Raw genomic sequence first — 18381 nt, forward strand, 5'->3', positions numbered from 1 at the left:
ATGGACCTGCCCCTGCAAACCCCCGCGATCGCCGGCACCACCGGGCCGATCATCCTGGCCCTGCCCAAGGGCCGCATCCTGAAGGAGCTGCTGCCGGTGCTGGAGCGCGCGGGCCTCGCCCCCGCCCCCGACTGCGCCGAGGAAAGCAGCCGCCGCCTGCGCTTCGAGACCGCCGACCCGCATGTGGAGGTGATCCGCGTGCGCAGCTTCGATGTCGCGACCTTCGTGGCCCATGGCGCGGCGCATCTGGGTGTCGCGGGCGGCGATGTGCTGATGGAATTCGACTATCAGGAGATCTACGCGCCGCTCGACCTCGGCATCGGGCGCTGCCGCGTCTCGGTGGCCGAGCCCACCGACGCGCCGCCGCTGGACACCGCCCGGCTGTCCCGCCTGTCGGTCGCCACCAAATACCCGAACATCGCCCGCCGCCACTACGCGGCCAAGGGCGTGCAGGCGGAGGTGGTGCACTTGAACGGCGCGATGGAGCTCGCCCCCTCCATGGGCCTGGCGCGCGTCATCGTGGACCTGGTGCAGACCGGCGGCACGCTGAAGGCCAATGGGCTGGCGGAAACCGAGGTGATCGCCGATGTCACCTCCCGCCTCATCGTCAACCGCGGCGCGCTGAAGACCATGCCCGATGAGCTGGGCGCGCTGCTCGCCCGCTTCCGGGGTGCCATCCAGTGATCACGCTCTCCACCGCCGAGGCCGGCTTCGAGGCCGGCTTCACCGCCCTGGTCGAGCAGGCGCGCGAGACCACCAACCGGGTGGACGGCGCCGTTGCCGCCATCATCCAGGATGTCCGCACGCGCGGCGACGCGGCCCTGCTGGACTACACGGCGAAGTTCGACCGCTGGCAACCCACCGGCGGCCTGCGCATCACCGAGGCCGAGCTGATCGCCGCCGAGGACAGCGTGGACCCCGCCTTGCTGGAGGCGCTGGACCTGGCCGCCGCCCGCATCGAGGCCTTCCATCGTGCGCAGATGCCCAGCGACATCCGGCTGGATGACCCGGCGGGGCTTACGCTCGGCATGCGCTGGGGCGCGCTGGATGCGGTGGGGCTGTATGTGCCGGGCGGCAAGGCGGCCTACCCGTCCTCCGTGCTGATGAACGCCCTGCCCGCCCGGGTGGCCGGGGTGCAGCGGGTGGTGATGTGCGTGCCCACCCCCGACGGCGTGCTGAACCCGCTGGTGCTGGCCGCCGCCCGCCGCGCCGGGGTTTCGGAGCTGTGGCGCGTGGGCGGGGCCCAGGCCATCGCCGCCATGGCCTGGGGCACCGAGAGCATCGCCCCCGTGGACCGCATCGTGGGCCCCGGCAATGCCTATGTGGCCGAGGCCAAGCGCCAGGTCTTCGGCCGGGTCGGCATCGATTCCATCGCCGGCCCCTCCGAGGTGGTGGTGATCGCCGACAACGCGAACGACCCCGCCCATGTCGCCATGGACCTGCTGGCCCAGGCCGAGCATGACGAGGCCGCCCAATCCATCCTGATCACCAATGACGCGGCCTTCGGCGCCGCGGTGGCGGGCGCGGTGGAGCGGGCGCTGAAGACCCTGCCGCGCGCGGCCATCGCGGACGAGAGCTGGCGACGCCATGGCGCCGTGGTGGTGGTGCGCGACTGGGACGAGGCCGCCGAGCTGACCAACCGCCTGGCGCCCGAACACCTGCAGATCATGCTGCCCGACCCGCAGGCCCTGTTCGCGCGCATCCGCCACGCGGGCGCGGCCTTCCTCGGCCCCTGGTGCCCGGAGGCGGTGGGCGACTATGTCGCCGGCCCCAACCACGTGCTGCCCACCGGGCGCTCGGCGCGCTATGCCTCCGGGCTGTCGGTGTTCGACTTCCTCAAGCGGACCACCTGGGTGGCCGCCGAGCGCCGTGGGCTGGAGGCCGTGGGCCCTGCCGCCGTGGCGCTGGCGCGTGCCGAAGGGCTGACCGCACATGGCGAAAGCGTGGCGCAGAGGTTACGGCTGAACCGCCCCGCCTGATCTGCCGCTTGACCTTGACGCGGGACTTAACCATGTTCCGCGCCGAAACCCAGATTATCAACCGCCTGAAAGGCGAAAGCGAATGACGAATATGCATGTCTAAGGAAGACATGATGGAATTCAGCGGACAGGTCGTGGAGCTTCTGCCCAACGCCATGTTCCGTGTGAAGCTGGACAACGAGCACATGGTCCTCGCCCATACCTCGGGCAAGATGCGCAAGAATCGCATCCGCGTCCTGGCCGGTGACCGCGTGAATGTCGAAATGACGCCCTATGACCTGACCAAGGGCCGCATCACCTTCCGCTTCAAATAGAATCGGGCAGCCCAGGCGGACCGGGCCGGATGCCGCGCCCTCCCCTCATCCTCGCCTCGGCCAGTCCGCGGCGTCTCGAACTTCTGGCACGCATCGGGGTGATTCCCGACGCGGTGCGGGCGGCCGACATCGACGAGACGCCCGGCAAGGCCGAATTGCCGCGCCAATTGGCGCAACGGCTCGCCACCCAGAAAGCCCATGCCGCCACCCAGCCGGGGGAGATGATCCTGGCCGCCGACACGGTGGTCGGCGTGGGCCGGCGCATCCTGGGCAAGCCGCGTGACGCGGTTCAGGCCCAGGCCTTTCTCGAACTCCTCTCCGGCAGGCGGCACCGCGTTTATACCGGTGTCGCGTTGCTGACGCCCGACGGCAAGCTGCGCACGCGGCTGGTGGAATCCATCTTGGCCTTCCAGCGGCTGACGGCGCAGCAGATCGCGGCCTATGTCGATTCCGGCGAATGGCAGGGCAAGGCCGGCGGCTATGCCATCCAGGGCCAGGCCGAGATGTTCTGCCGCTTCATGTCCGGTTCCTGGTCCAACATCGTGGGGCTGCCGCTGTTCGAAACCGCGCAGCTGCTGCGCGGCGTAGGCTGGCTGAAACCGTGAGCACGGAAATCCGTCTCTCCCGCTCACCGGGGGAAAGGCGGGTGGCGCTGCTGCGGGACGGCACACTCACCGAAGCCTGGGTGGAACGCCCCGCCCGCCCGGATGGGGTGGGCGATGTGGTGGCGGCCCGGGTGGCGGCGCTGGCCCCCGCCATGGCCGGGGCCTTCATCCTGATGCCCGATGGCAGCACCGGCTTCCTGCCCGAATCCGAGGCCAGCCGCGACCGCCGCCCGATCCGGGAGGTGGCGCAGGAAGGCCAGTTGCTGGTGCTGCGCGTGACGCGCGCGGCGCAGGGGCTGAAGGGCCCGCGCCTGTCCGCCCGCCGCGCGCCGCCCCTGACCGCCCGCGAGCCCGGCCTGCTGGAACGCGGCCCGGATGCCGCCCAGCGCCTGCGCGCGGCCTTCCCCGAGGCCGCCTTCCTGGCCGATGACCGCATGGAGGCCGCGCGGCTCGGCGCCAGCTACACCCCCCGTGCCTTCGACGATGCGCTGGAGGCGGAGTTCGATGCCCTCGCCCTGCCCCAGGCCCCCCTGCCCGGCGGCGGCACGCTGCACATCGAGACCACCCACGCCCTGACCGCGCTGGATGTGGATGCGGGCGGTGCCGCTGGCAGCGCCGACAAGCTGGCCCAGCGCCGGTTGAACGAGGCCGCGATCGCCGAGGCCGCCCGCCAGATCCGGCTGCGGCAATTGGCGGGGGCGATCCTGCTGGACATCGCGGGGCTGCCGGCGCGTGAGCGTGCCCTGCTGGAAGAACCGCTGCGCGCGGCCCTGCGCCCCGATCCGCTGGCGGAGCTGCTAGGCACCGGCCCGCTGGGCCTGTTCGAGATGCGCCGTGCCCGGGTGCACCCGCCACTGGCCGAAACCTTGCATGGCCCGCTGACCCGGGGCCTGGCCCTGCTGCGCCAAGCGGCGCGGGAGGCAGCGGCCACCCCGCACCGGCGCCTGGCGCTGTCGGCCGCCGCCCCGGTGCTGGCGGCGCTGCGCGACCTGCCGGGCGCGCTGGAGGAATTCCAGGCCGGTGCCGGGCATCCCCTCACCCTGCTACCCGGAGAGGACGGCATCCATGACGCCCCCTGAGAAGACGAAGCCCTGCCCGATCTGCCGCAAGCCCATGGTGGCGGCGTTCAAGCCCTTCTGCTCGGACCGGTGCCGCCAGGTGGATCTGGGGCGCTGGCTGACCGAGGCCTATTCCGTGCCGGCCCAGCCCTCGGGCGAGGAAGATGACGGGGCGGTCTAGGCTCCGGAGGCGCTTCGACATCGCAGCCCCCCAGGGCGTCTCTGTCTCAGAGATTGAGGATCGCGATCCCGCACTGCGCCGCCAGACCTGTTGAGTAAACGCCCGGTCCGCCGGCGACCTGGGCGCAGCATTCGAGCAGACCGTCAGTTTGGCTTTATGAGCGAGAATGTCGTCGTCAAGAGTGGCCAGCATCGTTAGAGTTAACGTGACATCTCGCAGGCGCATTTGCCCTTGTGCGCGGCCGCATCCGCCGTGTAGATACGACTACGCAGGGTTCCTGCAACATTAGCCCGCAGCGAAGGGCTCATGCCTGATCGGGACGCAACGCGACTGTATTGGTGCACATGGTAGCTGGCCAAGGGTACGGTTAGCGCCGTGTTTTATGAGCGAGCAGGTGCGTGCGTCCGCACGCATTTCTCCTTCTTTGCATCAAATCTTAAAATTTAGTAAATCTTAAAGATTATTTTCTTCACAATCGTTGTGCAGTGCGCCATAGTACTCTAACAAAAAATTCTCGAGCATAACTTCATTCTCTGTAACGCAAAAAGGTGTCCAACATGGGAATTCCTGCCGTATTGCTGGCTGGCGGTCTTGGGACGCGCCTCCGAGAAGAGACGGATGTAAAGCCCAAGCCCATGGTGGAGATTGGCGGGCATCCTATTCTATGGCATATCATGAAACAGTACGCGCATCATGGTGTCGATGAGTTTGTTATCTGTCTTGGATACAAAGGCGACTATATCAAGAACTTCTTCTTGAATTACAAATCCAGACAGAGTGGCCTCAGCATTGATCTCGGCGGAGGCCAGTACACGATGCACAATCCTGAGGCCGGCGAGAACTGGAAGGTTCATCTGCTGGAAACCGGCGAAAACAGCATGACTGGCGGACGCATCCGCCGAGCCGCTCAGTTTCTTGGGCCGCGCCGCTTCCTGGCCACCTATGGCGACGGCGTCAGCGATATCGACATCGGTGAGCTCGTCCGCTTCCATGAGGAACAGGGCCGCACGGCGACCATCTCCGCTGTCAGGCCGCCGGCTCGTTTCGGCAGCCTGAAGATTGCCGATGGCGCCGTCGAGGCCTTCGAGGAAAAGCCGCAGGTCGGTGAGGGCTGGATCAACGGCGGCTTCATGGTGTTTGAGCCGGGCGTGGTGGATTTGATCGAAGGCGACGCCACCATCCTGGAGCGCAGCCCCCTCGAGACCCTCGCCGCCACCGGCCAGCTCAGCGCGTTCCAGCATGATGGCTTCTGGCAATGCATGGACACCATCCGCGACCTTACCTTCCTGCGTGAGCTCTGGGATTCCGGCGAGGCACCCTGGAAGCGTTGGTGATCAAGGCCAGGAGGGTCTGATCGTGTCGCACAATCAATTCGCTGGCGCCTATCGGGGGCGCCGGGTGCTGGTAACGGGGCATACGGGCTTCAAGGGAAGCTGGCTTTGCCTCTGGCTCGAAGCGCTGGGCGCTGAAGTCTGCGGGTATTCCTTCGACATTCCGACCAGCCCGGCGCTGTTCGACTCAGTGGGGTTGGCCAGCCGTATCCGACACGAAATCGGCGACGTGCGCGATGCCAGCCGCTTCAACGCGCTGGTTGCGGATTTCCAGCCCGATTTCGTGCTGCACCTGGCCGCGCAGGCGATCGTCTCCTCATCCTATCGGGAACCGCTCGAGACCATTTCGAGCAACGTCATGGGCACTGCGGTCGTCCTTGACGGGTTGCGCCGACAGGCGCGCCCCTGCACCGCGCTCGTCGTCACCAGCGACAAGTGCTACGAGAATATCGAGCAGATCTGGGGCTATCGCGAGATTGACCCGATGGGCGGCAAGGACGTCTACAGCGCCTCCAAGGGCGCGGCGGAGATCGTCACGCGCTCCTTCTACAAATCCTTCTTCAGCGCACCCGGTTCGCCCGTGCGCGTCGTCTCCGCCCGTGCCGGCAATGTGATCGGGGGCGGCGACTGGGCGGCCGACCGGATCGTCGCGGACTGCATGCGCGCATGGCCCGCGGGCGGGGTGGTCCAGCTTCGCCGCCCCTCCTCCACGCGCCCCTGGCAGCACGTCCTGGAGCCACTGAGCGGCTATCTCGCCCTGACGGCCGCGGCGGCTCAGAGCCCGTCCCTGAACGGCGAAGGCTTCAATTTTGGCCCACCCGCCGAGCGTCCGCGCACGGTGCTGGAACTGCTTGGCGATCTGGCGCGGGTGTGGGGCTTCGAGGACCACGCCGCTGCCTATGAGGCGCTGAAGGAGCCGCCCTTCGCCGAGGCAGGGTTGCTGCGCTTGAACTGCGACAAGGCGCTGCAAATGCTCCGCTGGGAACCAACGCTGCTCTACGACGAATGCGTCGACATGACCGGCACGTGGTATCGGGATGTGCTGAAGGGTGGCGCGGACCCGCACACGCTCACCCTCGCTCAAATCGACTGCTATGTGGCGCTCGCCACCGCCCGGGGCCGCCACTGGACGCAGGCCGCCGCATGACGGAGATACTGCTGACCGGTGCGACGGGCATGCTCGGCAGCAGTTTCGCCGAAGCGCTCGGGCCGCGTGCGACGCTGGTGCCAAGGACAGCGCTGGACATACGCGACCCGGCTGCGGTCATGCGGATGGTGGCGACGAGCGGGGCCTCGGTCCTGATCAATTGCGCCGCCGATGTGGATGCCGAGGCCGCGGAGGACAATCCCGACCGCGCCCTGGCTGCGAACTCCATGCTGCCTGGGCTGCTGGCCATAGCATGCCGGCGGGCGGGAATGCGCCTGGTCCATTTCTCCAGCACCGGCTGCTACGGCGCATGGAAGACAACGCCCTACAGCGAGGAGGACCCGGTCCGTCCGACCACGGTCCATCACAGCTCCAAGGTTTCCGGCGAGGCGGCGGTGCGCGAGGCGGCACCCGAGCATGTGATCCTGCGCACTGGCTGGCTGTTCGGCGGCGGCCCGGGGCACAAGAAGAACTTCGTCTGGAAGCGGCTGCTGGAGGCGGCGGCCGAGGATGAACTCGGAAGCGACACGGCCCAGTTCGGCAATCCCACCTATGTGGGCGATGTCGTGGCGCAGACCATGGCGCTGATCGAGGCCGGCCTCTGCGGCACCTACAATTGCGTCAGTCAGGATGGCACCAGCCGCTTTGCCTATGTGGAGCGGATCGTGCGGGCCGGGGGGCTGGATTGTCGGTTGGTGCCGCGTGGGGCCTTCGCCCGCCGCGCGCCCGTCTCTCCCAATGAGATGGCGGTGAATCAGCGGCTCGGTCTCCTCGGCCTCGACATGATGCCAGCCTGGGACAGTTCCATCGACGCCTATGTGGCCGCCCTGCGGGCGAGTACCGCATGGGTAGAAATCGAAACGATCCAGCGGAAATGCAAAGCGCAATGAGCAATATCGTACTGGGCGCCGGCATCTCGGGGCTCGCGGCGGCCTATAAGGCACGGGGCGAGGGTATCCCGGTCACCATCTACGAGGCGGCAGAGCGCGCCGGCGGGTTGCTCGACAATTTCGTCGTCGAAGGCTTCCGCTTCGACCGCGCTGTGCATCTGTCCTTTGCCACGGAGCAGGAGGTGCGCCGTGTCTTCGATAAGGCGCCGTATCATACGCACCAACCGGAATCAGTGAACTGGGATCAGACCCTGTGGCTGCGCCATCCCGTTCAGAATAACATGCACGCACTGCCGGCCGCTGAACGTGTGGAACTCATAGCCGGCCTGGTGGAAGCACCGAACGTCGAGATCAATAACTACCGCGACTGGCTAATTCATCAGTATGGGCTCCCCATCGCTAGCCGCTGGCCTATGGTTTATACTGAAAAATATTGGACCGTTCCGGCCGAAGAGCTCAGCACTGACTGGATCGGCCAGCGGGTACGCCGCGCCGACCTGCGAGAGGTGCTGGCCGGCGCCTTCACGGACGATACGCCGAACGCCTTCTACGCGAAGGAGATGCGCTACCCCGAGGAAGGCGGCTATCGCCACTTCATCGAGCCGATGATGGAAGGGGCCGACCTGCGGACCGGGCATCGCGCGGTGCGGATCGACGCGGATGCACGCCGCATCACCTTCGCCAATGGTGTCGAGGCCGACTACAAGGCGCTGGTCTCCACCCTCCCGCTGCCCCGGTTGATCGAGTTGATGCCGGATGCCCCCGCCGCGGTGCGGGAGGCGGCCGGGAGCCTGTTCGCCACCCAGATCGACCTGATCTCGATCGGCTTCAACCGGCCGCGCGTATCGCCCACCCTTTGGTTCTACATCTACGATCGCGAGATCCTGGCTGCCCGTGCCTATGCGCCCGACTGGAAATCGCCAGCCAATGCGCCTGAAGGGTGCAGCTCGCTCCAGTTCGAGATCTATTCCTCGGTGCGCAAGCCGCAGACCCACAGTGTCGAGGAGCTGAAGCGCAACACTGTCGAGGGGCTCAAGCGGATGGGCCTGGCCGATGAGAGCGACATCCTCTTTGTGCACCACACCAGACTGCCCTACGGAAATGTGGTGTTCGACCTGGGCATGGAACAGCGGCGCGATCTGGTGCGCGACTGGGTGCGAGCACAGGGAATTCACTTGGCCGGGCGTTTCGGCGTCTGGGAATATCTCTGGAGCAACCAGGCGATGCTGAGCGGCCTGAACGCCGGAGAGGCCGCCTTCCTGCATGGAGAAGGAGCGCCATGAACGGCCACTCCCCTCGATCCCCCAACATGCGGAAAAGGTTCTGACACATGGAACCGAAGGTTTCCGTCATCGTTCCAGTCTACAATGTCGAGACGTACCTGGAGAAATGCCTGGACACGATCTCCGCCCAGACCCTGCGGGACATCGAGATCATCGTCGTCAATGACGGCGCCACCGACCGCTCACGCGAGGTGGCGCTGCGCAAGGCACGGGAGGATTCCCGTATCCGATTGATCGACCAGGAGAACCAGGGTCTCGGCTTTGCCCGCAACACCGCCCTGGACGTCGCTACCGGCAAGTATGTCGTCTTCGTCGATAGCGACGACTGGCTGGATCACGGCTGCCTGGAAGCTTTCTATGCGGAAGGCGAGCGGACCAACGCGGATATCATTATCGGCGCCTATTACGGTGCCTATTCCAATGGCCGGCGAATTCTGATCAACGATTTGGATCCGGCCCTCAAGTACATCGACACGCCCTTTCACTGGAGGGATGCGCGCGAGGTGCTGCTTATGCCCACCCCGGTGTGGGACAAGATGTACCGGCGCGATCTGATCGAGCGGAACCACATCCGCTTCGTGAAGGAGACTTCGGAAGACATTCCCTTTAAGTGGCAAGTGCTCCCGGCGGCGCAGCGGATTTCCGTGGTCAACGCCCCTTTCTATTATTACCGGGTGCGCGGGAATTCGCTGACCAGCGGCCTCAAGGTCGCGGTGGACGTATTCCGTGCCCATGACCTGGCGCGGCGAAGCCTGCAGCGGGCGGGCCTCTACGACGAGGTCTATCCCGAATGGACCGTCCGCGAGATCAACGAGATCATCTATGTGAGCGACAAAGCCAGGCCCGCCCTGCTCGCCAACAATCTCGTTTTCAGCGCCTATTATAACTTGGCGAGCAAGGTTTTCCGCGCTCTCGACCTCAGCCGGCTCGGCTCCGCCATCACTTATATCCCGCGGGAGTATCTGTTCCGCGTGCTGCATATCCGGGAGCTGGACAGCCCGGAGGCATTCCGACGCCTGCTGCAGCGCGAAGCCAACGAGTTCCAGGGCGACGAGCGCGGCCTGTCGCTGAGCCTGGGCAAGAAGCGGTTGCATGTCCGGCTGTCGCCGCAGGATTCGAGCACAGCCGAGGCAAAGGACAAGACGGGGGTCACCGCCATCCATGAGGCCGTCACGGCCGTGGATTGCGTGCCGGAGCGGTACGCGCATGCGCCGGAATGGCCCGCCGCTGCGATCACATACAACACGCCGACGCTGCTGCCGCCCATCCATGACGATGGCACCGAACCGGCCGAGGTTCGCATGACTATGCGCGCCCCTTGGGCAGCCAAGGCGTGCACCTGCATTGCCGAAGCATTCCAACCGGAGCGCGAGGTGGCCATCAAGGCCAGAATCCGGGTGATCCGCCCTTCCGACGCCTCTATTCTGGCCGAAACGGTGGTGGAATTCCCCGTGGGCCAGCGGATTGCCCTGATGGCCGCGACCTTCCCCGAGATCAAGAAGGGCGAGGAATTCATCCTGAGCCTGAGCGCGCTTCGAGGAGCGCCCGGCCCGGCGTACTACACGGCCATGTGGTTCCACAGTTTTCATATCGAATAGGAGCGACGCGATGACGAAAGCACCAGACGATCTGAAAATCTATATCGTGAGCAAGAACTCCATCGGCTTCCCAGCGGAGCGGCATTTTCAGCCCATCCAGGGTGGACGGGCACTGACCACGACGATACTTCCCGGCACCGTGGGAGACGACAGCGGAGACAGCATATCGGCATTCAATGAATACTATGCCGAGGTGTCTTCCATGTATTGGGTCTGGAAGAATGCTCCGAAGTCGAAATATGTCGGCTTCTTTCACTATCGCCGCTTTCTCAACTTCGGGGCGCCGCTGTGCCCGGAGGCGCATTGGTCGGAGCGAAATTTCTACGATTTCAGCCCTGAGAGCATCGAGCGTTTCGGCTGGAGCGAGAAGGCGATCATGGATGCGATCGGCGACGCGGATGTGGCATTGCCTTTCCGCGAGGTGATCACGCGCCCGCCCCAGTGGGACCAGCCCTGCTCCCTGTATACCCACTATCGCAATGCGCATCTCTCGCGGGACATCAACCTTGCGATGCAAGGCATGCGCGAACTCTACCCGCATGAATACGCGGGCTACGAGGAAACGCTGTACGGGCAGATGGGCTATTTCTGTCACATGTACGTCATGCGTTGGGAAATCTTCGACGCCTATATGACGTGGCTTTTCTCGATCCTGTTCTACGTGCAGGAACGTATCGACACGAGCGCCGAAGTCTACGGCCCCTCAAGTGGCCAGACCCGCATGCTGGGCTTCATCGCCGAGCGCATCTTCAACGTGTTCCTGGAGCAGAAGCGGCGGGAGGGGGCGACCTTCGTGGAGTTCGAACGGCTGTTCGGCAAGTTGCCTGCGGCCTCTAACGTCAAACTGCAGCAGCGCCGGAAGGAGTCGAGCCGTGAGGTGATGACGCGGTTCCAGAACGGCATCACCTTCTCCCTGCCGCGGCTGAAGATCGACCTGTACCAGCCGGACTGATCCAGATCGGACCGATCAATGGTTCAAGCTCGCACCCTCAGTGGAAGGGCATCGGCCGGATATTCAGTGCCGATGCCCTTCTGATTGATCTTGAGCACCCAAAAATAGATTGAATAAAATTGAGGCTGGCTTAGCCTGATGCACATGATTTCGTTCTTTCCCGATGGCCTTTATAGGGGCTCTAACTGCGAGCCAGTCCGCGCCGTCGAGGTGAGGGCATGAGATTCCTGGCAGTCGGGGACAGTCATTCCTTCTTCTGGTCCGGGCGTGACGACTTCTCGCGCACGCAGAGCGACGATGACCGCTATCATGTGTTCCACTGCGGGCCCACCATTGCCTATCAGGCCCACAAGATCCGCGAGAGTCTCGACACGACGGTCGACCAGTGGCTCGACACGCACAGGTCGCTCTACTCGCACGCGATCTTCTGTTTTGGCGAGATTGATTGCCGCGCGGATTTCCTCAAGCAGGCGGAGCGCCAGCAGCGGCCGGTCGAGACGATCATCGAGGAAACGGTGGATCGCTATCTGGCGGTGGTTCAGGGCATCAATGCCAAGTACGATATCCCTTGCCTGGTGCAGAGCCCGGCCCCCTCACCGGATGAGAACACCCATCAGGACCTCGCCTTCCCCTTCGTGGGCCCCGCGGCGGAACGGAATCGCTGCGCACTGATCTTTGACGGGTTGGTGGCGGCCAAGACGGCTGGCCATCCTTCGATCACGCATTTCACGGTCCTGCGTGATCTGCTACATGAGAACCTACTGCCACGCGATGGCATCACCTACGACGGCATTCACCTCAAGCAGACGGTGCGGCCGATGGTAGAGGCCGCGTTGATGGAGGCGGTGCAACGGCTGGCTGCGAGCTAGGCCCCGCCTGCCCAATTTGGTGGGTCAGGCTGCGGCCTTCTGCAGCAGCAAAGCCAAAGGTTCAGCATGGTCCATTATGAACTGGGGCACTTGACCCAATCCGATGCGCAGGACGTCGTCGGTCCCATACAGGACGACGAGGCGCTGTTCCTGTTCAGCTTGGTCCGGGTCCTGCGCTGTCGCAATATCCTCGAGATTGGCGGGCTGGACGGCTATAGCGCGCGCAATTTTCTCGCCGCCATGGGTGAGGGAGGCACGCTGTTCACAGTGGACCTCAGCCCCGTGCCGCAGTTGGGCGAGAACCATGTGGTGATCGTCAAGGATTGCGCGGCAATCGAGCCGGCAGACATCCGCCACGCAACCCTGGATCTCCTCTTTTTCGATGCGCACGCCTATGATGCGCAATTGGAGTTGTTCATGCGCCTGACCAGCGCCGGCGCGGTGGATGAGCATACCGTCCTCGCACTGCACGACACCAATCTGCATCCTCATAAGTTCGTCCCGTGGTCCTACGAAACGGAGGGCGGCTTCGTCCACCAGGCGGTGGAACGACGGCTGGTGAATGAGTTGAAGTCTCTCGGCTATGATGCATTCTCGCTCCATCCACCAATGTCACGGCACCAGGAGAGCCTGCCCTACCGGCACGGGCTGACGGTCATGCAGAAGTACCGGGCGCTCAGCGTGACGCCGCTCGAGCCCGCGTAAAGTTGCAGGCCCGTCACCAGAGCAGGGCACTCCGATCGACTTGCATTCTAACCCCACAGCGCCTGGGCAGCACGTGGCGCCATGCCGGCGTTGGAATGGGCCACACCGGGCACCGTGCCTAGCCGCCAGCCGAATTCCACCCCCAGCCGGGCCGCCGCCTCCCGCCCCGCCGCGAAGAAGGCCTGCCCGCGCGCGAGGCGATAGGGCCCCTGCGCCATCGCCTGGGGCGTGCGGCGCAGCTCGGGGTGCTGGGTGTCGGTATCCGCCTCCCCCAGCAGCACGGTCAGCGGGCGGGCCAGCGCGGCCTTCAGCACCGCCGCATCCCCCACCCCGCCCAACCCATAGGGCCAGGCCACATCCAGGCTGGGAAAGCTGTAGAAGCCGGCATTGGCCGCCACCATCCGCCCTGCCCCGGGCGCGCCGCACAGCAGCAGGAAGCGGTGCAGGAACTGCGCCCCGGCGGAATGGCCGTAAGCCTCGAAGGGTCGGTCCCCAACATCCCCCGCCGCCGCCCGGGCCGCCGCCACGGCACGCGGCAGGGCCAGATAGGCCGGCGGATGCCCAGGCACCCGCCCCTCATTGTAGGAAGCCCCCCTCGGATAGGCCGCGCGGGAGAATTCGGGGCAGATCAACAGCGCCTGGGCGGCCTCGGCCTGCGGGGCCCAGGTGTCGCGGTAGCGGTCGGCATCCCGGCCCGCGCCGTGCAGCACCGCCAACACCCGCCCGCCAGCCGCCCAGCCCGCCGGGCGGTACAGCCACAGGGGCAGGATGCCGTCGGCGGAACTCTCCTCCCGCACCTCCATGCGGGAGGCACCGGCGGGCACGGCGGCGCGCGCCAGCCCGGGCATCGCCAGGGCCAGCCCCACCGCCGCGCGCCGGGTCAGATCATGTCGCATCCATCTGCAGGCCTTCACGCCGGATCACGCCGCCCCACTTCTCCGTCTCCGCGCGGACGAAATTGCCGAAATCCTCGGGGCTACCGGGCATGGGCACGCCGCCCATCTGGGCGAAGCGGGCCTTGGTCTCATCGCTGTTGAGCAGCACGTTGATCTCGGCATTGATCGCCAGGATCGCCTCACGCGGGGTGTTCACATGGGCGAACATGCCGAACCAGGTGTTCACGTCATAGGGGGCGAGTTCGGCCATCGTCTCCCGCAGGGCGGGCAGTTCGGGCATCTGGGCGTTGCGGTCGGCACTCGTCACGCCCAGCGCCCGCACCTGCCCGCTGCGGATCTGCTGCACGCTGCTGGTCAGGTTGTCGAAGCTGAACTTCACATTGCCGGCGATGAGATCGACCATCAGCGGCCCGGCGCCACGGAAGGGCACATGGGTGGCCTCCGTGCCCGTCAGCTGGGTGAACCACACGCCCGACAGGTGCGGCGACTGCCCCACGCCCGAGGAGCCATAAGGCAGCCCCGGATTGGCCTTCAGATAGGCCACGAACTCCGCCGCCGTGCGCGCGGGGATGGAGGGATGCACCAGCAGCACGTTCGGCCCGCGGATCATGCCCCCCACGGGCGCGAAGGATTCCGGCCGGTACTGCAAGTTGCGGAACAGCGAATAGGCGATGGCGTTGGGCCCGATATTGCTGGCCAGCAGCGTGGTGCCGTCGGCGGGCGTGCGCAGCGCCTCCGCCGAGCCGATGGTGCCGCCGCCGCCCGAGCGGTTGTCCGCCACCACCTGGGTGTTCCAGCGCGTCTGCAGATGCTGGGCCAGCAGCCGGCCCATGATGTCCGTGGTGCCGCCGGGCGCGGCGTTGATCACGATGCGCATGGGCGCGCTGGGGCGCCAGCCCTGCGCGCGGGCCAGGCTGGGCAGCAGGGCGGGCGCTGCGAATGGGGCAGCCAGCAGCATACGGCGGGTTGTCATGGAGTTTCCCTACGGCTTGTTCAAACGTTGCACCAAGCATGGCGCAACGCCCGGGAAAACGCCAGATCCCGCGTGCTTCAGCCGCTGGTCATCGCCAGCAGGAAGCGCCCCTGCTCGCTGTCCGGGAAGCGACGGGCGAGAGCGCCCGCCAGCACCCGGGCGGAGGCCTGGTCCCCGCGCGCCATCAGCCGCCCCAGCGCCAACCCGGCGCGGGAGAGCTCGTCCTCCCGCAGCCCCGCCGCCACCTGCTCCAGCCAGGGCGGCGCCGGCGGGGCGGCGTCCTCCTCCCGGCCGATCAGCTCGATCGCGACATGCGCCGCGGAGGGCTGGATCGTCAGCGCCTGGCGCAACAGCAGCAGGCCGGTGGCCTCGTCGCCACGCCCCAGCACATGCCTGGCGGCGGCGACCAGCCCTTCCGTGCCGCCCGGCCCCGTCTCCGCGATGGCCCGGATGCCCGGTTCCGCCTGGCCGTGACGCGCCCAATAGCCCTCGCCCTGCTGTCTGGAGGCCGCGAAGCGGGATTCGGAGGCGAGCCGCATGGCCATGACCAGCCCGGGCGGCATCTTCGCCCGGGCGGGGCGCACGGCGCGGGTGAAGCTGTCGTACAGCACCTTGCCGGAATAGCGCCGGGCCAGATTGTCCACCGTCGCGCGATAGCAGAACAGCAGTTCCGGCAGGCATTCCAGATGGTAGCCCTCCAGCCCGGCGCGCAGCAGGAACTCCCAGTCCTCGCAGCCCACCCGGTCCTCGGTGAAGCCGCCCAGCGTGTTCCACACCTCCCGCCGGACCAGCATGTTCAGGTCGCCCAGGCAGTTCTCGAACAGCGCCAGCGACAGGCAGGGCCCGACGGGCATCCAGCCCATGGGATAGCGCGCGACGTGGCGCGGCGGCTCGCCAGGGCCCGTGAAGGGCTGTTGCTGGCAGGTGATGATGTCCGCGCCGGAGGCCTGCGCCGCCCGCATCAGCGTCTCCACCTCATGCGGGAAGGCGGCGTTGTCGTCGTCCATCAGCAGCACGTGGTCGCCCTTGGCATGGGCGACGGCATGGTTGCGGGCGCGGCCTGTCCACATCTCCGTCTCATTGCGCAGCAGCGTCCAGCCGCGCGCGGCGAAGACCGGGGCCAGCGCATCGAAATGGCGCTTCGCCGCCTCCGACGGGCTGGCATCGTCCACCAGCACCATCTCCAGCCGCGTCCAGCTCTGCGCCTCGATGGAGCGGATGGCCTGGGCCAGCAGTTCGGGCCGGTTGAAGCTGGACATGCAGACGCTGACCAGCGGGGTGGAATCGACCACGGCCGGGGCGCCGGGCCCGCCCAGCGTGGCGTGCCATTCGCGCCAGCGGCGGCGGTTCTCGGCCAGGGTCACGGCGGGCCGGGCGCACAGCCCGCCCTGGGCCAGCGCATCGGCCATCGCGGCCTCCAGCGCGGCGGGGGTGCGGGCGAAGACCACCGCTGGCTGGTCGTCCGCGTGCACGAGTTCCCGCACGCCGCCCACATCGGCGGCCAGGAATGGCTGGCCGGAGGCGATGCATTCCAGCACAGTATAGGGCGAATTCTCGATGCTGGAGGCAATGACGGCCAGGCGGCGGCCACGGGCCAGGAAGGCCTTGGCGCCATCCGTGTCCAGGTCGTTGCGCACCATCCAAGGCACGGTCCAGCCCGCCGTCGCCTCGGTGATATAGGCCAGGGCGCTGCCGCCCGCGACCTCGCCGATCTTGCCCAGGAACACCACGCGGCTGGGCCCCGCGCCGCGCGCCAGCAGGCGCGTCATGGCATCGCAGAACAGTTCCAGGCCCTTGCGGCTTTCCAGCCGGCCGAAGAAGACGATCTCCTCCACCGGCTTGCGGGTGCCATCGCCCTCCTGGCCCTCGGGGAAGGATTTGGGCAGCAGGTTGGGGGTGACGAAGCGCCGCCCGGGCACGGCCCAGCCGCGCGCGGCCATGTAGTCGATGAAATAGGCGCTGGGCGAATACAGGATATCGGCGCCTTCGACCGAACGCTGCTCCAGCCAATCGGTCTCCACCTCGGCCGGCGCGCTGAGGAAGATGCCCGAATGCTCCAGGTGCCAGAAGGTCTGGCCATGGGCCTGGCAGACCAGCGTGGTGTCCCGGAACGCCAACCCGCAGCGCTTGGCCACCGTCAGCCAGTAACCGGCGCCTCTCCAGTCATGGTAATGGATGACATCGAAATCCCGCTGCTTCAGCCACTGATAGGCCAGATAGGCATGCAGCTTGGCCGTGCCCTCGACAAAGAGGGAGACGACCTTGATCCCCCGCTCCCGCCAATGGTCGATCCACCAGGAAACGGGCAGGTTCTCGGTATAGGCGGAAGGGGTGAGGACCGTGACATCGTGCCCGGCCTCGACCAGTTCCTCCGCCAGGGCGCGGAAGGCGGTGCCGATGCCGCCATTGGCGATGATGCCGGGGAATTCAAAGGTGTAGAGACAGATCTTCTGCCGCTTCACGCCACGGCCTCCGCGGTGAAGATGGCCGAGCGCCCGCCCCAGCTCGGAGTGACGGAGATCACGCGATAGCCCGCATCCAGCAGCATGCCGCGCACCGCCTCCCGGCCCATGAACCACCACCAGAGCGCATCCAGCCCGGCGCGGCGGAAATCCTCCCGCGTGCCGCCATGGGGCAGCAGGTCGAACTGCGCCGGGCAGGGCTGGATGGCGCGCCAGTAGTCGGCCATCAGCCGCGTCTGCTCAGGCGTCATGGCCGCCACATACCAGGCGGAGGCCGCGGTGAAGGGCGAGCCCTCCGGCAGGCGGGTCTCGTCGATGATCAACGTGTCCAGCACCAGCAGGCGGGGGCGCAGCTCGGCCAGGCGCAGGATGCGCCGGCGCGGGTCCGCCTCATGGAACAGGGTGCCGAAATCGACCACGATCTCGGGCGCATCCAGCCGCTGCCGGATATCGGGGTGTTCCAGGGAGGCCCTGACCCACCAGCAATCGGCCGTGTCCGTCAGGTGGTATTCGCTGGCCGGGCCGGTGTCGCGCCCGGTGCCGTGCCGGGCCAGAAAGGCCCGGACCTCGGCGCCCAGCCCCAGCGCCTCCCCCTGCTCCAGCAGGGCCTGGTCCAGCCCTTCGGGGCGGTCGGAGGCCAGGGCGCGAATGCCGGGCAATCCCAGTTCCAGCCCCAGCAGCGTGGCGTTGATGATGCGCGACACTTCCCAGCCCGAGAAGGCCACGCTGTGCCCGCCCATGATCGTGGCGAGGAATGCCAACCCCTCATCCGCCAGCAGTGGCAGGCAGCGCAGAGGTTGCGGTTCGAGGGGCGGGGGCAGGAGTTTCAGCTGTTCCGCCGGGGCCGCATGCACTACTACCGGCGGGCGGCGCCGGAGACGCTGAAGCCAGCCGTGCACACGCTCGACGATGTGACCCATGCGCAAAGCACATGCCTGACGCACCACCACATAGCAACCCACTTAATTGTCCTGACATGCCCGGATTTTGCGGGTCAGGCACCCTCAATTGGGATTTGATAAGCCCCGGCAGGACTTCTAAGGAAACGCGCCGTCATGATGCCGACAAGAAAACCAATGCCCACAACAAGCCCCACCGGCGCTCGCGCTGGAAAGACGGGCCCCGTAGCCGCCAACCT

The 18381-nt window shown here is 66.6% G+C and carries 18 protein-coding genes; 14 read left to right on the forward strand and 4 right to left on the reverse strand.

Annotation, left to right across the window (positions count from 1 at the left end; all coding sequences use genetic code 11):
- The 14 genes from hisG (at position 1) to GT007_RS02350 (ending at position 12912) form a co-directional block, all read left to right on the forward strand.
- The gene (gene hisG, locus GT007_RS02285) at positions 1–684 is read left to right on the forward strand and encodes an ATP phosphoribosyltransferase (RefSeq protein ID WP_160119927.1); all 684 of its coding nucleotides are present in this window, start codon (positions 1–3) and stop codon (positions 682–684) included.
- Positions 681–1979, forward strand: coding sequence for a histidinol dehydrogenase (gene hisD / locus GT007_RS02290; RefSeq protein ID WP_160119928.1), 1299 nt, complete (start codon positions 681–683; stop codon positions 1977–1979). Before hisG ends, hisD begins: the two co-directional genes overlap by 4 nt.
- A gap of 95 nt (positions 1980–2074) precedes the next feature.
- Complete coding sequence (gene infA, locus GT007_RS02295; protein ID WP_160119929.1) at positions 2075–2293, forward strand: translation initiation factor IF-1; 219 nt, start codon at positions 2075–2077, stop codon at positions 2291–2293.
- 29 nt (positions 2294–2322) lie between these two features.
- Entirely contained in the window at positions 2323–2898 is a 576-nt protein-coding gene (locus tag GT007_RS02300; protein ID WP_160119930.1) for a Maf family protein, read from the forward strand.
- Positions 2895–3977, forward strand: coding sequence for a ribonuclease E/G (locus GT007_RS22730; protein WP_268894536.1), 1083 nt, complete (start codon positions 2895–2897; stop codon positions 3975–3977). The genes GT007_RS02300 and GT007_RS22730 overlap by 4 nt, the downstream gene beginning before the upstream one ends.
- Entirely contained in the window at positions 3964–4137 is a 174-nt protein-coding gene (locus GT007_RS02310; protein WP_160119931.1) for a DNA gyrase inhibitor YacG, read from the forward strand. The genes GT007_RS22730 and GT007_RS02310 overlap by 14 nt, the downstream gene beginning before the upstream one ends.
- Before the next feature lie 557 nt (positions 4138–4694).
- Positions 4695–5471, forward strand: coding sequence for a glucose-1-phosphate cytidylyltransferase (gene rfbF / locus GT007_RS02315; protein WP_328798929.1), 777 nt, complete (start codon positions 4695–4697; stop codon positions 5469–5471).
- A gap of 22 nt (positions 5472–5493) precedes the next feature.
- Complete coding sequence (rfbG, locus tag GT007_RS02320; protein WP_236571446.1) at positions 5494–6615, forward strand: CDP-glucose 4,6-dehydratase; 1122 nt, start codon at positions 5494–5496, stop codon at positions 6613–6615.
- On the forward strand, positions 6612–7505 hold the full coding sequence (locus GT007_RS02325; RefSeq protein ID WP_160119933.1) for an SDR family oxidoreductase: 894 nt from the start codon (positions 6612–6614) through the stop codon (positions 7503–7505). The genes rfbG and GT007_RS02325 overlap by 4 nt, the downstream gene beginning before the upstream one ends.
- On the forward strand, positions 7502–8788 hold the full coding sequence (locus tag GT007_RS02330; protein WP_160119934.1) for a protoporphyrinogen/coproporphyrinogen oxidase: 1287 nt from the start codon (positions 7502–7504) through the stop codon (positions 8786–8788). Before GT007_RS02325 ends, GT007_RS02330 begins: the two co-directional genes overlap by 4 nt.
- 47 nt (positions 8789–8835) lie before the next feature.
- Positions 8836–10386 carry a glycosyltransferase family 2 protein gene (locus tag GT007_RS02335; protein ID WP_160119935.1) on the forward strand — a complete coding sequence of 517 codons (1551 nt, stop codon included), beginning with the start codon at positions 8836–8838 and terminating at the stop codon, positions 10384–10386.
- Between the two features lie 10 nt (positions 10387–10396).
- Complete coding sequence (locus GT007_RS02340) at positions 10397–11338, forward strand: DUF4422 domain-containing protein (RefSeq protein WP_160119936.1); 942 nt, start codon at positions 10397–10399, stop codon at positions 11336–11338.
- Between the two features lie 218 nt (positions 11339–11556).
- The gene (locus GT007_RS02345; RefSeq protein WP_160119937.1) at positions 11557–12207 is read left to right on the forward strand and encodes a hypothetical protein; all 651 of its coding nucleotides are present in this window, start codon (positions 11557–11559) and stop codon (positions 12205–12207) included.
- Positions 12208–12297: 90 nt separating this feature from the next.
- Positions 12298–12912: an O-methyltransferase gene (locus GT007_RS02350; RefSeq protein WP_160119938.1), complete on the forward strand. Its 615-nt coding sequence runs from the start codon at positions 12298–12300 to the stop codon at positions 12910–12912.
- A 47-nt stretch (positions 12913–12959) separates the two neighbouring features.
- On the opposite strand, the gene GT007_RS02355 is transcribed toward GT007_RS02350, so the two are convergent.
- The 4 genes from GT007_RS02355 to GT007_RS02370 form a co-directional block, all read right to left on the reverse strand.
- A complete protein-coding gene (locus tag GT007_RS02355; RefSeq protein WP_160119939.1) occupies positions 12960–13808 on the reverse strand; it encodes an alpha/beta hydrolase in 849 nt (282 codons plus the stop codon).
- Positions 13798–14781, reverse strand: a complete 984-nt coding sequence (locus tag GT007_RS02360) for a Bug family tripartite tricarboxylate transporter substrate binding protein (protein WP_236571447.1) — start codon at positions 14779–14781, stop codon at positions 13798–13800. The genes GT007_RS02355 and GT007_RS02360 overlap by 11 nt, the downstream gene beginning before the upstream one ends.
- Positions 14782–14858: 77 nt before the next feature.
- Entirely contained in the window at positions 14859–17243 is a 2385-nt protein-coding gene (locus tag GT007_RS02365) for a glycosyltransferase (protein WP_160119940.1), read from the reverse strand.
- Positions 17240–18163: a hypothetical protein gene (locus GT007_RS02370; protein WP_160119941.1), complete on the reverse strand. Its 924-nt coding sequence runs from the start codon at positions 18161–18163 to the stop codon at positions 17240–17242. Before GT007_RS02370 ends, GT007_RS02365 begins: the two co-directional genes overlap by 4 nt.
- Between the last annotated feature and the right edge of the window lie 218 nt (positions 18164–18381).

Source organism: Rhodovarius lipocyclicus, assembly GCF_009900765.1.
In the GTDB taxonomy this organism is placed as follows: Bacteria; Pseudomonadota; Alphaproteobacteria; order Acetobacterales; family Acetobacteraceae; genus Rhodovarius; species Rhodovarius lipocyclicus.

What these genes read in the sequence shown, in the direction of transcription:
- hisG (WP_160119927.1), top strand. Translation starts at nt 1, where the DNA reads ATGGACCTGCCCCTGCAAACCCCCGCGATCGCCGGCACCACCGGGCCG.
- infA (WP_160119929.1), top strand. Translation starts at nt 2,075, where the DNA reads ATGTCTAAGGAAGACATGATGGAATTCAGCGGACAGGTCGTGGAGCTT.
- GT007_RS02300 (WP_160119930.1), top strand. Translation starts at nt 2,323, where the DNA reads ATGCCGCGCCCTCCCCTCATCCTCGCCTCGGCCAGTCCGCGGCGTCTC.
- GT007_RS02310 (WP_160119931.1), top strand. Translation starts at nt 3,964, where the DNA reads ATGACGCCCCCTGAGAAGACGAAGCCCTGCCCGATCTGCCGCAAGCCC.
- rfbF (WP_328798929.1), top strand. Translation starts at nt 4,695, where the DNA reads ATGGGAATTCCTGCCGTATTGCTGGCTGGCGGTCTTGGGACGCGCCTC.
- GT007_RS02325 (WP_160119933.1), top strand. Translation starts at nt 6,612, where the DNA reads ATGACGGAGATACTGCTGACCGGTGCGACGGGCATGCTCGGCAGCAGT.
- GT007_RS02330 (WP_160119934.1), top strand. Translation starts at nt 7,502, where the DNA reads ATGAGCAATATCGTACTGGGCGCCGGCATCTCGGGGCTCGCGGCGGCC.
- GT007_RS02335 (WP_160119935.1), top strand. Translation starts at nt 8,836, where the DNA reads ATGGAACCGAAGGTTTCCGTCATCGTTCCAGTCTACAATGTCGAGACG.
- GT007_RS02340 (WP_160119936.1), top strand. Translation starts at nt 10,397, where the DNA reads ATGACGAAAGCACCAGACGATCTGAAAATCTATATCGTGAGCAAGAAC.
- GT007_RS02345 (WP_160119937.1), top strand. Translation starts at nt 11,557, where the DNA reads ATGAGATTCCTGGCAGTCGGGGACAGTCATTCCTTCTTCTGGTCCGGG.
- GT007_RS02355 (WP_160119939.1), bottom strand. Translation starts at nt 13,808, where the DNA reads ATGCGACATGATCTGACCCGGCGCGCGGCGGTGGGGCTGGCCCTGGCG.
- GT007_RS02360 (WP_236571447.1), bottom strand. Translation starts at nt 14,781, where the DNA reads ATGACAACCCGCCGTATGCTGCTGGCTGCCCCATTCGCAGCGCCCGCC.
- GT007_RS02370 (WP_160119941.1), bottom strand. Translation starts at nt 18,163, where the DNA reads ATGGGTCACATCGTCGAGCGTGTGCACGGCTGGCTTCAGCGTCTCCGG.